The organism is Acidovorax sp. M2(2025) (assembly GCF_049330835.1).
Classification (GTDB): Bacteria; Pseudomonadota; Gammaproteobacteria; order Burkholderiales; family Burkholderiaceae_C; genus Acidovorax.
On sequence record NZ_CP186262.1, the window covers coordinates 1,789,352 to 1,803,875 of the forward strand.

Genomic DNA, 14,524 nt, shown 5'->3' on the forward strand with positions numbered 1-14,524 from the left:
GAATGTTTTAGTTTACGTAAACGTCAATTCAACCAACTCTATCGAGGAGCCGCTGCAATGAAGGTCTTGGTCCCTGTCAAGCGCGTGGTGGACTACAACGTGAAGGTCCGCGTGAAGTCGGACAACACGGGTGTGGACATCGCCAACGTGAAGATGAGCATGAACCCCTTTGACGAAATCGCCGTCGAAGAGGCCGTGCGCCTGAAGGAGAAGGGCCTGGTGACCGAAGTCATCGCAGTCTCTTGCGGCGTGGCCCAGTGCCAGGAAACCCTGCGCACCGCCATGGCCATTGGTGCCGACCGCGCCATCCTGGTGGAAACCCCGGCCGAGCTGGACCTGCAGCCCCTGGCCGTGGCCAAGCTCCTGAAGGCCGTGGTGGACAAAGAGCAGCCCCAGCTCATCATCCTGGGCAAGCAAGCCATCGACGACGACGCCAACCAGGTTGGCCAGATGCTCGCCGCCCTGGCCGAACTGCCCCAGGCCACCAACGCCAGCAAGGTCGAACTGGCCGCAGACAAAGCCAGCGTCACCCGCGAAATCGACGGCGGCCTGGAAACCCTCTCGCTGACGCTGCCCGCCGTCATCACCACCGACCTGCGCCTGAACGAGCCCCGCTACGTCACCTTGCCCAACATCATGAAGGCCAAGAAAAAGCAGCTGGACACCATCAAGCCCGAAGACCTCGGCGTGGACGTTGCACCCCGCCTGAAGACCCTCAAGGTGAGCGAGCCCGCCAAGCGCGGCGCTGGCGTCAAGGTGGCCGACGTGGCCGCCCTGGTCGAAAAACTCAAGAACGAAGCAAAGGTGATCTGAGATGTCGGTACTCGTTATTGCTGAACACGACAACGCCACCATCAAGGGCGCAACCCTCAACACCGTCACCGCTGCCGCCGCCTGCGGCGGCGACGTGCACGTGCTGGTGGCCGGCCACAACGCGGGCGCCGCAGCGCAAGCCGCCGCCCAGATCGCCGGCGTGGCCAAAGTCATCCACGCCGACGCCCCCGGCCTGGCCCACGGCCTGGCCGAGAACGTCGCAGCCCAGGTGCTCGCCATCGCGGGCAACTACAGCCACATCGTCTTCCCCGCCACCGCCGGCGGCAAGAACGTCGCCCCCCGCGTGGCCGCCAAGCTCGATGTCGCCCAGATCAGCGACATCACCAAGGTCGTGAGTGCCGACACCTTCGAGCGCCCCATCTACGCCGGCAACGCCATCGCCACCGTGCAATCGGGCGACGCCGTGAAAGTCATCACCGTGCGCACCACCGGCTTTGACGCCGCAGCCGCCAGCGGCGGCAGCGCACAAGTCGAAACCGCCGCAGCAGCGCAGGACTCTGGCAAGAGCAGCTACGTGGGCAGCGAAATCGCCAAGAGCGACCGCCCCGAACTCACCGCCGCCAAGATCATCGTCTCCGGCGGCCGGGCGCTGGGCAGCAAGGAAAAGTTCGACGAAGTCATCACCCCGCTGGCCGACAAGCTGGGCGCCGCCATCGGCGCCAGCCGCGCTGCGGTGGATGCGGGCTACGCCCCCAACGACCTGCAAGTGGGCCAGACCGGCAAGATCGTGGCGCCGCAGCTGTACATCGCCGCGGGCATCTCGGGCGCCATCCAGCACTTGGCGGGCATGAAGGACTCCAAGGTGATCGTGGCGATCAACAAGGACCCGGAGGCCCCGATCTTCAGCGTGGCCGACTACGGCCTGGAAGCCGACCTGTTCACGGCCGTGCCGGAACTGGTCAAGGCCCTGTAAGGCCCTGCGGCTTGCACAAAGGCATCGCTTGCGATGCCTTTTTTTTGACGAATTTCTGCTTTCTCGGAGACCCCCATGAGCTACACCGCCCCCGTCAAGGACATGCTGTTCGACATCGAGCACCTGGCCAACATCGAACAGATCGCGCAGATTCCCGGCTTTGAAGACGCCGGCCTGGACACCGCCGCCGCCGTGCTGGAAGAGTGCGCGAAGTTCAACGAGGGTGTGCTGGCCCCGCTCAACTGGGAAGGCGACAAGAACCCGTCGAGCTGGAACAACGGCGTGGTCACCACCACCCCCGGCTTCAAGCAAGCCTTCCGCCAGTACGCCGAGGGCGGCTGGCAGGGCCTGCAGCACCCGGCCGACTTTGGCGGCCAGGGCCTGCCCAAGACGATCGGCGCGGCCTGCATCGAGATGACCAACAGCGCCAACATGAGCTTCGCGCTGTGCCCGCTGCTGACCGACGGCGCCATCGAGGCGCTGCTCACCGCCGGCAGCGACGAGCTCAAGGCCACGTACCTGGAGAAGCTGGTGACCGGCGAGTGGACCGGCACCATGAACCTGACCGAACCCCAGGCGGGCTCGGACCTGGCCCTGGTGCGCACCCGTGCCGAACCCCAGCCCGACGGCACCTACAAGGTCTTCGGCACCAAGATCTTCATCACCTACGGTGAACACGACATGGCCGAGAACATCGTGCACCTGGTGCTGGCCCGCGTGCAGGGCGCGCCCGAAGGCGTCAAGGGCATCAGCCTGTTCGTGGTACCCAAGTTCCTGGTGAACAAGGACGGCTCGCTGGGCGCGCGCAACGACGCGCACTGCGTGAGCATCGAGCACAAGCTGGGCATCAAGGCATCGCCCACGGCCGTGCTGCAGTTTGGCGACCATGGGGGCGCCGTGGGCTACCTCGTCGGTGAAGAAAACCGCGGCCTTGAATACATGTTCATCATGATGAATGCCGCCCGCTACGCCGTGGGCATGCAGGGCATCGCGATTGCCGAGCGCGCGTACCAGAAGGCCGTGCAGTACGCGAAAGACCGCGTGCAAAGCCGCCCGGTGGACGGCAGCATCGCCGCCAGCGCGCCCATCATCCACCACCCCGACGTGAAGCGCATGCTCATGACCATGCGCGCCTACACCGAGGGTTGCCGCGCCATGTCCACCGTGGCCGCCGCTGCGTTCGACGCCGCGCACCACCACCCCGATGCCGACACGCGCAAGCAGAACCAGGCCTTCTACGAATTCATGGTGCCGCTGGTCAAGGGCTACAGCACCGAGATGAGCCAGGAAGTGACGAGCCTGGGCGTGCAGGTGCACGGCGGCATGGGCTTCATCGAAGAGACGGGCGCCGCGCAGTACTACCGCGACGCCAAGATCCTCACCATCTACGAAGGCACCACCGCCATCCAGGCCAACGACCTCGTGGGCCGCAAGACGGCGCGCGACGGCGGGCAGGTGGCCAAGGGCATTGCCGCGCAGATCGAGAAGACCGAGGGTGAACTGCTGGCCAGCGGCACGCCCGCTGCCCTGGCCGTGGCCAAGCGCCTGACGGCCGCGCGCAAGGCGCTGGTGGATGTGATCGACTTCGTGGCCGGCGGCACCAAGGCCAGCCCCAATGCCGTGTTCGCGGGCAGCGTGCCCTACCTGATGCTGGCGGGCAATGTGGTGGCCGGCTGGCAGCTGGCGCGCAGCCTGCTGGTGGCCCAGGACCTGTTGCAAAAGGGACAGGACCAAGCCTTCATGCGCGCAAAAATCACCACGGCGCAGTTCTACGCCGACCACATCCTGGTGAAGGCCCCCGGCCTGCGCGACAGCATTGTGGACGGCGCGGCCAGCGTGACCGAGCTGGCTCTGGAAGCCTTCTGAAGCTTGCTGAACGGGCGTCCCCCGTCCCTTGAGGAGTGAGACAAGGCCTGTGCAGGGTGCAGGCCATACTATAAAAATAATAGCTGCTAGCGCTTGATGGATAAGCGCTAGAGGGCTATTTCGTTCAAAACCTGTCCTGGAAGTCGTCGCCATGTCCAAACTGCCCCCCGTGTTGCAAAACCTGTCGCTGCCCGTCATCGGCTCGCCGCTGTTCATCATCAGCAATCCCAAGCTCGTGATCGAACAGTGCAAGGCCGGCGTGGTGGGTTCCATGCCCGCCCTCAATGCGCGTCCCGCCGAGCTGCTGGATGAATGGCTGGCCGAGATCACCGAGACCCTGGCGGCCTACAACAAAGCGAACCCCGACAAGCCTGCAGCGCCCTTCGCCATCAACCAGATCGTGCACAAGAGCAACGACCGGCTGGAGCACGACATGCAGGTCTGCGCCAAGTACAAGGTGCCGATCATCATCACCAGCCTGGGCGCGCGCGAAGACGTGAACCAGGCCGTGCACGGCTGGGGCGGCGTGGTGCTGCACGACATCATCAACAACAAGTTCGCGCACAAGGCGATCGAAAAGGGTGCGGACGGGCTGATCGCCGTGGCGGCGGGCGCGGGCGGCCACGCGGGCACCAAGAGCCCGTTTGCGCTGATCCAGGAAATCCGCCAGTGGTTTGACGGCCCGCTGGCCCTGTCGGGCTCCATTGCCTCGGGCGGCGCCATCCTGGCCGCCCAGGCCATGGGCGCGGACTTTGCCTACATCGGCTCGGCCTTCATCGCCACGCACGAGGCGCGGGCCGTGGATGCGTACAAGCAGGCCATCGTGGACAGCAACTCGGACGACATCGTGTACAGCAACCTGTTCACCGGCGTGCACGGCAACTACCTGGCGCCCTCCATCCGTGCGGCGGGGCTGGATCCGGACAACCTGCCCGAATCGGACCCCAGCAAGATGAACTTCGGCGGCGGTGCGCAAAAGGCGTGGAAGGACATCTGGGGCTGCGGCCAGGGCATTGGCGCGATCAGCGCAGTGACCAGCACGGCCGAACTGGTGGGCAAGTTCCGCGCCGAGTACGAGGCGGCCCGCGCGCGCCTGAAGCTCTGACCCCCGCCGGCCGCGCGGCGCGCGGGTGGCAGGCCCTGCCCCCGCTGCCAATCCAGCGCGACCGGGCAAACCCCCAATAGACGGCACGGCCCCCGCAAAGCGATGATGACCCATAACTAACTGGGCGCCGGGCTTTGCGGCGAGGCGCGCCGGTTCAACCATCCTTGGGGGAATTCGCAATGCTTCGCAAGCTACTGGCGTTGGCGCTGGCCGTGGGCGCCCTGGGCGCCGCAGGCCTGGCCCAGGCCCGCAACGAGGGCGTGACCGCCGACGAGATCCGGCTGGGCGCCTCGGCCGTGCTGTCCGGGCCGCTGGGGCCGCAGACGGCGCAGTATGGCGAGGGCTCGCGGCTCCTGTTCGATGCAGTCAATGCCCAGGGCGGCGTGCACGGCCGCATGATCCGCTACACCACCCTGGACGACGGGTTCGACACGCCAAAGGCGGTGGAGAACACGCGCCAGCTGCTGGAGAACGACAAGGTCTTCATGATCTTCCACAGCACCGGCACGGCCCAGACGGCGGCCATCCTGCCGCTGGTCAAGGAGCACCGCACGCTGCTGTTCGGGCCGGTCACCGGCGCCTCGGCGTTCCGTGAAACCTTCAACCCCTATGTGTTCCACGTCCGTGCGGGCTACGCCGCCGAGGCGGCCAAGATCGTCTCGCAGCTGCGCCAGCAGGGCATCACCCGCGTGGCGGTGTTCTACCCGGACGACGGCCTGGGCAAGACGCTGCTGGCCGAGCTGAAAAAGGCCTCGGACGAGGAAAAGCTGGCCTTCGTGGCGGAGATCAAGCTGGATGCCAAGCAGCCCGACTTCACCGCCGCGGCCCGCGCCACCGAAGCCGCGCAGCCCCAGGCCGTGATCCTGGCGACCGCGGGCGCCACCTTCACCAGCTACGTCAAGGCGGTGCAGGCCACCGCGGCGCGGCCGGCCTTCTACGGCTTTTCGGTGGCCAGCATGGATGTGATCCAGCGCGACCTCAAGGACAAGGCGCGCGGCATCATCCTGGCGCAGATCATGCCGTCGCTGCGCAACACCACCGTGCCGGTGGTGGCGGAATACCTGGCCCTGCTGCGCGCCAAGTCGCCCGCGGCCCAGCCTTCGGCCTCGCAGTTCGAAGGCTTCGTGCACGCGCGGCTGCTGGTGGAGGGCCTGCGCCGCACGGGGCGCAACCTGACCACCGAATCGTTCACCAAGACCCTGGAGGACGCGGGCGAGATCGCATTTGGCCGCTTCAGCGTCAAGTACTCGCCCAAGAACCACAACGGCTCCAGCTACGTGGAGCTGGCCATCGTGGACGCCGAGGGCAGCCTGCGGTATTGAATGGGCCTCCGGGGGCGCTGCGGCCGGTGGGCCGCGCCGCTGGTCAAAGCCCGTACGTCAGCTCGCGCGCCTTGCCCCAGAACACCCGGTACATGTAGAGGGTGTAGACAATGATCGCGGGCAGCGTGATGGCCACGCCGATGCCCACCACCACCAGCGACTCGGTGGCGCTGGCCGCCTGCCACACCGTCAGGCGGTCGATCACGATGTAGGGGTAGATGCTGTAGGCCAGGCCGAAGAAGGCCAGCACGAAGATCAGCACCGTGGCGGCAAACACGACCCAGCCGTAACCCGCATTCACCACCCGGGGCGTGACCAGCACATGGCGGATGGCAAAGAACGCCGCCACGCAGGCCAGCGGAATCGGCAGCAGCGCAAACAGTTCCGGCAGCGCAAACCATTTGGCAAACACCGTCTGGCTGACCAGGGGCGTGGCCAGCGAAATGCCCATGAGCGCGAACCCCATGGGCCACAGTGCTCCCTGGCCCCAGCGCGCGGCCTTGCGCTGCAGGGCGCCCTCGGTTTTCATCAGCAGCCAGCCGGCGCCCAGCATGGCGTAGGCGGCTGGCAGGGTGATGGCGATGCCGGTGGAAAACAGCAGTCCCCAGAGATCGTTCTGGAACCCCGTGATGTAGGCGCCCAGCATCCATCCCTGCGCCAGCGTGGCTACCAGCGAGCCTGCGGCGAAGAGGCGGTTCCAGGTGGTCTTGTGCGCGTCCCGCGCCTTGACCCGGAAGTCGAATGCCACGCCGCGCAGCACCAGCCCCACCAGCATGACCGCCACCGGCAGGTACAGGGCCGAGAGCACCACGCCGTGCGCGATGGGAAAGCACACCAGCAGCACGCCCACGCCCAGCACCAGCCAGGTTTCGTTGGCGTCCCAGAACGGGCCGATGCTGGACACCATGACGTCCTTCTCCGCATCGGTGGCAAAGGGCAGCAGGATGCCGACACCGAGGTCGTAGCCGTCCAGGACCACGTACGCCAGCAGCGCCAGGCCCATCACGGCCATGAAGGCCAGCGGCAGGGCGGTGGCCCAGTTCATTGCTTCCATGCTGCCTCCTCAGGGGTGGTCGGTGCGGTGGGGGCGGCGTGCCCGCGCCCGGGGGTGGCGGGCGCGGGCACGGCAGGGTGTTCGGCCATGTACTTGATGACGCCCACATAGGCGACCAGCAGCAGCACGTACACGGTGAGGTAGGCCGCCAGCGTGCCCGCCACCATGGCCGGTGCGTGCGCGGCCACGGCATCGGCCGTGCGGAACAGGCCATAGACCAGGTACGGCTGGCGGCCTATTTCGGTAACGTACCAACCGGCCAGGGTGGCCACCCAGCCCGAGAACGTCATGCCCACCAGCGTGTACAGCAGGGCGCGGGGCAGGGTGGCCAGGTCGCGCGTGCGATGGCGGTGCAGCAGCCACGCGCTCGTCCAGGCCACGGCCAGCATCAACAGGCCCATGCCGACCATCACGCGGAAACTCCAGAACACGGGTGCCACGGGTGGATGGGCCCCCGGAAATTCGTTCAGGCCCTTCAGCTCCGCGTTGATATCGTGCGCCAGGATCAGGCTGGCAGCGTGCGGGATCTGCAGGGCGTAGTCGGTACGCCCGTCCTTCTCGTTGGGCCAGCCGGACAGCGTGAGCGGCGCGCTTTTTTCGGTGTGCCAGATGCCTTCAATGGCGGCGATCTTGGCGGGCTGATGCTCCAGCGTGTTCAGGCCGTGCAGGTCTCCCATGAAGATCTGCAGTGGTATCGCAATGGCCACGGCCGTGATGGCGGTGCGCAAGGCCCGGCGCGTTCCGTCGTTGGCGGCGCCTTTCACAAGCTGCCAGGCGCTCACGCCCGCGATCAGGAACCCGGCCGTGAGCGTGGACGCCAGCAGCTTGTGGCCCAGCCGGTACGGGAACGAGGGGTTGAACACAATGGCCAGCCAGTCCACCGCGTGGAACTTGCCATCGATGATCTCGTAGCCCGCGGGCGTCTGCATCCACGAGTTCAGGCTCAGGATCCAGAAGGCCGAGAGCGTGGTGCCCAGCGCCACCATGAGCGTGGCCACCAGGTGCATGCGCTCGGACACGCGCTGGCGCCCGAACAGCATGATGCCCAGGAACGTTGCCTCCAGGAAAAACGCCGTGAGCACTTCGTAGCCCAGCAAGGGGCCGGCGATGTTGCCCGCGTGCTCCATGAAGCCGGGCCAGTTGGTCCCGAACTGGAAGCTCATGGTGATGCCGGAGACCACGCCCAGGGCGAAGGTGAGCGCGAACACCTTGGTCCAGAAGTAGTAGGCCTGCTCCCAGCCCTGCGCGGCCGGCGTGCCCTGGGTGGCGGTGTGCCGCAGCCGGAAGAACACCAGGAACCAGCACAACGCGATCGTGATGGTGGGGAACAGGATGTGAAAGCTGATGTTGGCCGCGAACTGAAGGCGCGACAGGGTGAAGGTGTCCATGCGTCAGGCTCCCGGGCTGCTGGCGGCGCCGGTGGCAGGTGCCGGGGCGCTTGCCGCTGCGCTCTTGCCGGTGACGCGGTCCTTGAATTCCAGCACCCGCGCCACCGCGGCGCCCATGCCCATCAGTTGCAGCGCGGTGTCGGGCGCCAGGCGCTGCACGTCGTCGAACCAGGCCATCAGGCGGTCGATGAGATCGTGCATCTGGCGCATCCGCTCCTGGGCGTGGCGCTCTTCGTCCGTAGCGGCTTTTTCCAGCAGGGCCATGCGCAGCATCGACAGCGTGGGCTCGACCTCGCGGCGCCGGCGCTCCTCGGCAAGGGTGCGGAAGATCTCCCAGACGTCCTGCGGCGCCTCGAAGTACTCGCGCCGGTCGCCGGGCTGGTGGCTGAGCTTGACCAGCCGCCAGGCTTGCAGCTCCTTGAGCCCCATGCTCACGTTCGAGCGGGAGAACGCCAGCGTGTCCGCGATCTCGTCGGCGGCCAGGGGGCGTGGCGACAGGAACAGCAGCGCGTAGATCTGGCCCACCGTGCGGTTCACGCCCCAGCGGCTGCCCATCTCGCCAAAGTGCGCCACGAATTGGCGGTTCAAAGGTGGCAAAGGGTTGATGTAGGTCATGAAGCGGCATTGTGCGCCAAATTTTCTGAAATTTCAGTAATTACTGAAATTTCAGAAAATCACGGGAAAAGGAACGCTGTTCGGGCCAGGGGCGCACACGGGGGACTCCCCAAAATGGCAAGACAGGGCGACAATAGGGGTTTCTCCTGAAGTACGGCTGCCGCAGCTCCTGCCCGCCGCCCGCTCCGCGATGTCCTCCACACCTTCCCGAATGCCCTTGATCGACATGGTCAAGGGCTTGGCATGCATCACCATCGTCTGGCACCACCTGGCGTTTTACGGACCGATGTCGGACATTGCCCAGCCCCTGGCGCCCGGGCTGATCGGCTGGCTCTATGACTACGGGCGCATGGCCGTGCAGGTGTTCCTGGTGCTGGGCGGCTACCTGGCCACGGCCAGCCTCGCACCCCAGGGCGTGCCCCGCTTCGGGCACGCGGGCAATGCCGTCGCCAAGCGGTTTATCCGCCTGGTGGTGCCGTACGCCGTGGCCTTGCTGCTGACGGTGCTGGTGGCGGCGCTGGTGCGGCCGTTCATGGCCCACCCCTCCGTGCCGGACGAGCCCACGCTGTCGCAGCTGTTGGCCAATGCCCTCTTGCTGCAGGACATCGTGGGGGAGGATGCCCTGTCCGCCGGGGTGTGGTACGTGGCCATCGACTTCCAGCTCTTTGCCCTGAGCGCGCTGGTCTGGGCCGCAGTCCGTGCGTGCCTGGGGGCCTGGGCGCGGCAGCACGCCGCCCGTCTGGTGCAAACGCTGGTGGTGGTGGGCGTGGCCGCCTCACTGTGGATCTTCAATCGCCTGCCCGGGCTGGATATGTGGGCGGTCTACTTCTTTGGCGCCTACGGTCTGGGGATGCTGGCGTACTGGGCGGTGCATTCGTCCCGGCCCTGGGCCTGGACGGCCGTCATCCTGCTGCTGGGCGGCATGGCACTGGCACTGGACTTCCGCGGCCGCATTCTGGTAGCGCTGGTGACGGCGCTGTGCCTGGTGGCCGCCCTGCGCTCGGAGCCGCTGAAGGCGGTGCGCGGCTTTGCCCCCCTGGTGGAGATCGGGCGCATGTCGTACTCGGTGTTCCTCGTGCATTTTGCCGTGTGCCTGCTGGTCAATGCCGTGGTCAGCCACTTGTGGCCGGCGTCGCAGGAACTCAATGCGCTGGGGATGCTGCTGGCCTTCGGCCTCTCGCTCGCTGCGGGGCGCCAGCTCTATCTGCGTGTGGAGCGGCATGTGCCGTCCTGGTCCACCGCGCTGCGGTGGCAGGCGGGGCTGGTGGGCGCAGGCATGCTCGTGGCGCTGTCCAGCAACTGGGCCTGAGCCATCGCGGCCGTCCGCTACCGTGCGGGGCCGGCGCGTGCGCAGCGTCGGAGGCGCGCCGTCAATCCAGGCGCTTGCGCTCGCGCCGTTTGCGCTGGCGGTCCAGGAACCAGGCCATGAACGGCAGGATGAGCATGGACCCCGGGACCACCCAGACCAGCAGATAGGGGCTCACGGAGGACGCCGAGCGCATCACCTCCCGCAGATGGGTCCGCTCGGCCGCGTCCCAGTTGCCTTGCCGGCGCTGCTGCACCAGCCAGACCACCGATCCCCGCAGGGTGGCCATCTCCCGCTTGAGCCGGCTTTTTTCGCGGCTGTTGCCGGCCAGGAACGAGCAGAACCACTCGGGAGCGCGCTCCATGCGCCGCTGGAAGGCGACGGTCGAGTCGGGGTCGAAGGCCTCGGGCGGCTGCGGGGTCTCGGGGGGCGGCGTGTTCATGGCGGAGGCCATTGTCGCGGCACAGGCGGCTGCGCGCCAACCCCCCGATGGCCGCGCCGCTTCAGCGGTGCAGTTCGCCGGCGCTTTCGGGCTGGTACAGGATGTCCTTCACGCGCACCGTCATCGACTTGCCGCCAGGCCCCGGCCAGGCCAGCTCGTCGCCCACGGCCAGGCCCAGCAGCGCGCTGCCCACGGGGGCCAGCACGGAGATGCGGTCCGCCGTGCCGTCGGCGTCGCGCGGGTACACCAGCGTCAGGCAGAACTCCTTGCCCGTTTCCAGCATGGAGAACTGCACGGTCGAGTTCATGGTGACCACATTGGGCGGAATCTCTTCGGGCGCCACCACATCCGCCCGGTCGAGCTCTGCCTGCAGATCGGCCTTGCCCGGGAACACGCTGGCGGGGAGGGCGGCCAGCAGGGCTTCAATGCGTTCTACGTCGAGCGATGACAGGGTGATTTGCGGCTTGCGCGCCATGGGGTACCTCTTCGGATGGTGGGGGACAAAGCGCGGGACTGTAGACGATCGGCAATGTCGCACTGGTGCGCGCGGTCTATGGGCCTTCCGGGCGGTCGTGGATGGACGCCTGTCAGCGAATGTGATACTGTACAAAAATACAGTTTTTCGGGTCCAACCCATTCGCTCTGCCTTCATGCCGCGCCCCATCACCACCGACCGTTCCGACCTGCCGGCCGGCCCCGAGACCGTCCGCATTCCCCTGCAGGCGGTTCGGGGCCGGGGCGCCGCCAGCGCCATGCCCCACCGGTTTGCGCGAGACCAGCGCGAGGCGGTGGATGACGGCTGGGGTCGAACAGCGCCTGGCCCCGTGCCTCCACCCCATGCCGAGGATGCCGGCGGCGCCCCGTATGGCAGTGCGCCGCCGCTGGACGAAGAAGATGGCGCGCCCGCCCCGGCCACCCGCGTGCACCTGGAGACCGCGCGCAGCGCAATCACGTCCAACGACTCGCCGGACATCTTTTTCGAGTCGTCGGTCAACCCGTACCGGGGCTGCGAGCACGGCTGCATCTACTGCTATGCGCGGCCCACCCACAGCTACCTCAACTTCTCGCCGGGCCTGGACTTCGAGACGCAGATCGTCGCCAAGCACAACATTGCCCAGGTCCTGCGGCAGGAACTGGCGCAGCCGCGCTATGTGCCCCGGTTAATCAACATCGGCTCGGCCACGGACTGCTACCAGCCGGTGGAGCGCGATCTGCGCCTGACCCGCGGCGTCATCGAAGTGATGCGGGAAGCGCGGCACCCTTTCTCGCTCATCACCAAATCCAGCGGGGTGGAGCGCGACCTGGACCTGCTGTCCCCGCTGGCCGCGCAGCGGCTGGCGGCGGTGTACGTCACCATCACCACGCTGGATGCCGAACTGGCGCGGCGCATGGAGCCGCGCGCCGCGGCGCCGTACCGGCGCCTGCGGACCATTCGCGCGCTGGCCGACGCCGGGGTGCCGGTGGGGGTGAGCGTGGCGCCGCAGATTCCTTTCGTCACCGAAGACATGGAGCAGGTGCTGGAGGCCGCCCGCGAAGCCGGCGCCCGCACCGCCTTCTACACCGTGCTGCGACTGCCCTGGGAACTGAACGCCTTGTTCCAGGAATGGCTGCAGGTGCACTACCCCCAGCGCGCCGCCCGCGTGATGGCGCGCGTGCAGGACCTGCACAACCTCAGCGCGCCGGAACGCACCGCGGGCAAGGCGTACCAGAGCGACTTTGCCACCCGCATGAAAGGCAGCGGCCTGTGGGCCGACCTGCTGCGCCAGCGGTTTGCCGCCACCTGCCGGCGCCTGGGGCTGAACAGCGAGCGCGAGGAACTGGACCTGGGGCTGTTCCGGCCCGGGCACCTGCGGGGGCAGAGCAGCTTGTTTTGATCCCTGCCAGCGACTGGCTGCGCCGCGCCACAAAGCGCAGATTGATGCGGTGGCCGCGGACGGGTTCCGGCAAAGCTGCCCCGGCCGCATGCGCCAGCGACCGACAGACCATCTGCTGGGTCAGGTTCCGCGCCGTCGTGTCCAGGCAAATCCGAAAATCCCAACAAGAGAAGAAAGAAGAATGAGGGCCCACTGAGACAGCGTAGGGATCGCCGCCGCTCCTGCTGCCAATGGAACCGCCAGCGCTACCGGATCATCAATGATTCCCGGAGTTGCGTTGAGGTCTCCCGTGGAGGCTCCTGTGGAGCCCGCATTCTGTGCATCGCTGACGGTAAAGCTCAGCGCATTGTCCCCAACGGGCGTTGTGGGCCATTCCACCCAGGTGCTGCCCGTGTACTTGAGCAGCTTCGACCCCACAGGGATCGGTGATGGGAAGGTGAGTGTCACGGTCAACGACCCGCCTGCCGGACCCACAGCCCGAAACCCCATTTGCCCATACGGATAGGAACTCTCGCTAGGCGCAGGAGCGGCCGCAGGTGTCTGGTTGGTGCTGGTGATACCCCATGTTCCACCTACCCGCAGTACCACGTTCCCACCGGGGGTGCTGAGAGTTTGTGACTGGGAAACGAAGTTGGCAGTCACTGATTTGGAACTGGTAACTGCGGCAATGTTGCATGTGGCACCCAAGCAATCCCCGCTCCAGTGGGTGAACGTGTAGCCTGGATTCGCGCTGTAGGTGCATGTCGTGCTATCTCCATGTGTCACGGGGTTGTTTGTGCAGCTCACGGTGCCTGCCCCAGCAGGGAGCACTTGGGTGCCGATGCCATACGTGTTCAGCGCGAAGTTGGCCTGGACACTGCGCGAACTGGTGACGTTGCCAAGCACGCAGGTTGATCCAGAGCAGTCGCCCGACCAGTTGGTGAAAGAGTAGCCTGTGGATGCCGTGGGTGTACAGGTCGTGTTGCCGCCGTGGACGACCGGGTTGCTTGTACAGGCAGCGGAACCGCCGCCGGGCGGCGAGGCGGTCACAGCCACGTCATAGCCCTTGTCTGCGGAACAATTCGCCGGAGAGACCACCCCAGCGCCGCCACAGGTCCAGTTGTAGGTCGACAGGTTGGCCGTGACTGCCGATGCCGTCCCTGCGCTGCAGAGATCGGCAGCCGGAGCCGATGAGAAGAGTCCGCCTTGCGCCGCACCACAGGCGCCGGTTGGAACATCCTGAATCAGCAAATCGTCCAGCAGCAACAGAAACTTGTCATTGGAGTTGTTGCGGAATGCGATGCGGACTGTCTGTCCGGCATATGCCGCCAATGACAACTCGTGGGGGGTCCAGGCAGCTGCTTCTTGCCCAACCGTCAGCAGCACGGTCGTGAAGTCGCTGGGGTTACTACCTCCAGTAGAGAGGCGGACTTCATAGCCGTCGCGGAAGTCGAGGTCGTAAGCGACGGCCCTCCAGGACAGTCGCGTGCCGGCCGTAGCAGTGACCTGCGGGAGGATCAACCAGTCGTCCGCGGTGCCAGGCGGGGCATACCAAGAGGTGCTGAAAGCGGCGCAGTTGCCGATTTCGCGTCCGAAATCATCGCGCACGACCCACGCATTGTTGACATAGGAGACGCTCGCCGCCGCCGTGAGGCCATCGCCGTTGTGCGTGATCAAAGGCGCTGGAACGGCCGCTGGGGAAGAGTTGCAAGCAGTGCCGAAATTTTCCTGGTACAGAATGGTTTGGGCCTGACTCTGGGCGGCAAGGCCGAGGAGTGTGGCGAGCACAAGCGGGAGTATCGAAATTCGAGACATGTGATCAGTCG

At 66.5% G+C, this 14,524-nt stretch carries 13 protein-coding genes; 7 read left to right on the top strand and 6 right to left on the bottom strand.

Annotation, left to right across the window (positions count from 1 at the left end; translation table 11 throughout):
- Positions 1-57 precede the first annotated feature (57 nt).
- The 5 genes from ACOYR3_RS08185 (at position 58) to ACOYR3_RS08205 (ending at position 6,040) form a co-directional block, all read left to right on the top strand.
- Positions 58-813 carry an electron transfer flavoprotein subunit beta/FixA family protein gene (locus ACOYR3_RS08185; RefSeq protein WP_422845953.1) on the top strand — a complete coding sequence of 252 codons (756 nt, stop codon included), beginning with the start codon at positions 58-60 and terminating at the stop codon, positions 811-813.
- A gap of 1 nt (position 814) precedes the next feature.
- Positions 815-1,747: an electron transfer flavoprotein subunit alpha/FixB family protein gene (locus ACOYR3_RS08190; protein WP_422845413.1), complete on the top strand. Its 933-nt coding sequence runs from the start codon at positions 815-817 to the stop codon at positions 1,745-1,747.
- Positions 1,748-1,822: 75 nt separating this feature from the next.
- Positions 1,823-3,613 (top strand): acyl-CoA dehydrogenase, encoded by a 1,791-nt coding sequence (locus ACOYR3_RS08195; RefSeq protein ID WP_422845954.1) that lies wholly within the window; start codon positions 1,823-1,825, stop codon positions 3,611-3,613.
- 151 nt (positions 3,614-3,764) lie between these two features.
- Positions 3,765-4,718 (top strand): NAD(P)H-dependent flavin oxidoreductase, encoded by a 954-nt coding sequence (locus tag ACOYR3_RS08200; protein ID WP_422845955.1) that lies wholly within the window; start codon positions 3,765-3,767, stop codon positions 4,716-4,718.
- 179 nt (positions 4,719-4,897) lie between these two features.
- Positions 4,898-6,040, top strand: a complete 1,143-nt coding sequence (locus tag ACOYR3_RS08205) for an ABC transporter substrate-binding protein (protein ID WP_422845956.1) — start codon at positions 4,898-4,900, stop codon at positions 6,038-6,040.
- A 43-nt stretch (positions 6,041-6,083) separates the two neighbouring features.
- Here the strand turns inward: ACOYR3_RS08205 and ACOYR3_RS08210 are convergent, their stop codons facing one another.
- The 3 genes from ACOYR3_RS08210 to ACOYR3_RS08220 are packed head-to-tail and all read right to left on the bottom strand — an operon-like array spanning position 6,084 to position 9,097.
- Positions 6,084-7,094: a cytochrome d ubiquinol oxidase subunit II gene (locus tag ACOYR3_RS08210; protein ID WP_422845957.1), complete on the bottom strand. Its 1,011-nt coding sequence runs from the start codon at positions 7,092-7,094 to the stop codon at positions 6,084-6,086.
- Entirely contained in the window at positions 7,082-8,482 is a 1,401-nt protein-coding gene (locus ACOYR3_RS08215) for a cytochrome ubiquinol oxidase subunit I (protein ID WP_422845958.1), read from the bottom strand. The genes ACOYR3_RS08210 and ACOYR3_RS08215 overlap by 13 nt, the downstream gene beginning before the upstream one ends.
- A gap of 3 nt (positions 8,483-8,485) precedes the next feature.
- The gene (locus tag ACOYR3_RS08220) at positions 8,486-9,097 is read right to left on the bottom strand and encodes a GbsR/MarR family transcriptional regulator (protein ID WP_422845959.1); all 612 of its coding nucleotides are present in this window, start codon (positions 9,095-9,097) and stop codon (positions 8,486-8,488) included.
- Positions 9,098-9,287: 190 nt separating this feature from the next.
- Here ACOYR3_RS08220 and ACOYR3_RS08225 point away from each other — a divergent pair, with 190 nt between their 5' ends.
- Positions 9,288-10,406, top strand: a complete 1,119-nt coding sequence (locus tag ACOYR3_RS08225) for an acyltransferase family protein (RefSeq protein WP_422845960.1) — start codon at positions 9,288-9,290, stop codon at positions 10,404-10,406.
- 61 nt (positions 10,407-10,467) lie between these two features.
- Here the strand turns inward: ACOYR3_RS08225 and ACOYR3_RS08230 are convergent, their stop codons facing one another.
- A complete protein-coding gene (locus tag ACOYR3_RS08230; protein ID WP_422845961.1) occupies positions 10,468-10,845 on the bottom strand; it encodes a hypothetical protein in 378 nt (125 codons plus the stop codon).
- A gap of 61 nt (positions 10,846-10,906) precedes the next feature.
- Positions 10,907-11,320: a nucleoside diphosphate kinase regulator gene (gene rnk / locus ACOYR3_RS08235; RefSeq protein WP_422845962.1), complete on the bottom strand. Its 414-nt coding sequence runs from the start codon at positions 11,318-11,320 to the stop codon at positions 10,907-10,909.
- A 175-nt stretch (positions 11,321-11,495) separates the two neighbouring features.
- Between rnk and ACOYR3_RS08240 the strand changes: the two genes are divergently transcribed.
- The gene (locus tag ACOYR3_RS08240; RefSeq protein ID WP_422845963.1) at positions 11,496-12,719 is read left to right on the top strand and encodes a PA0069 family radical SAM protein; all 1,224 of its coding nucleotides are present in this window, start codon (positions 11,496-11,498) and stop codon (positions 12,717-12,719) included.
- A 120-nt stretch (positions 12,720-12,839) separates the two neighbouring features.
- Here ACOYR3_RS08240 and ACOYR3_RS08245 read toward each other — a convergent pair whose 3' ends face one another.
- Positions 12,840-14,486 (bottom strand): IPTL-CTERM sorting domain-containing protein, encoded by a 1,647-nt coding sequence (locus tag ACOYR3_RS08245; RefSeq protein ID WP_422845964.1) that lies wholly within the window; start codon positions 14,484-14,486, stop codon positions 12,840-12,842.
- Positions 14,487-14,524: the final 38 nt, after the last annotated feature.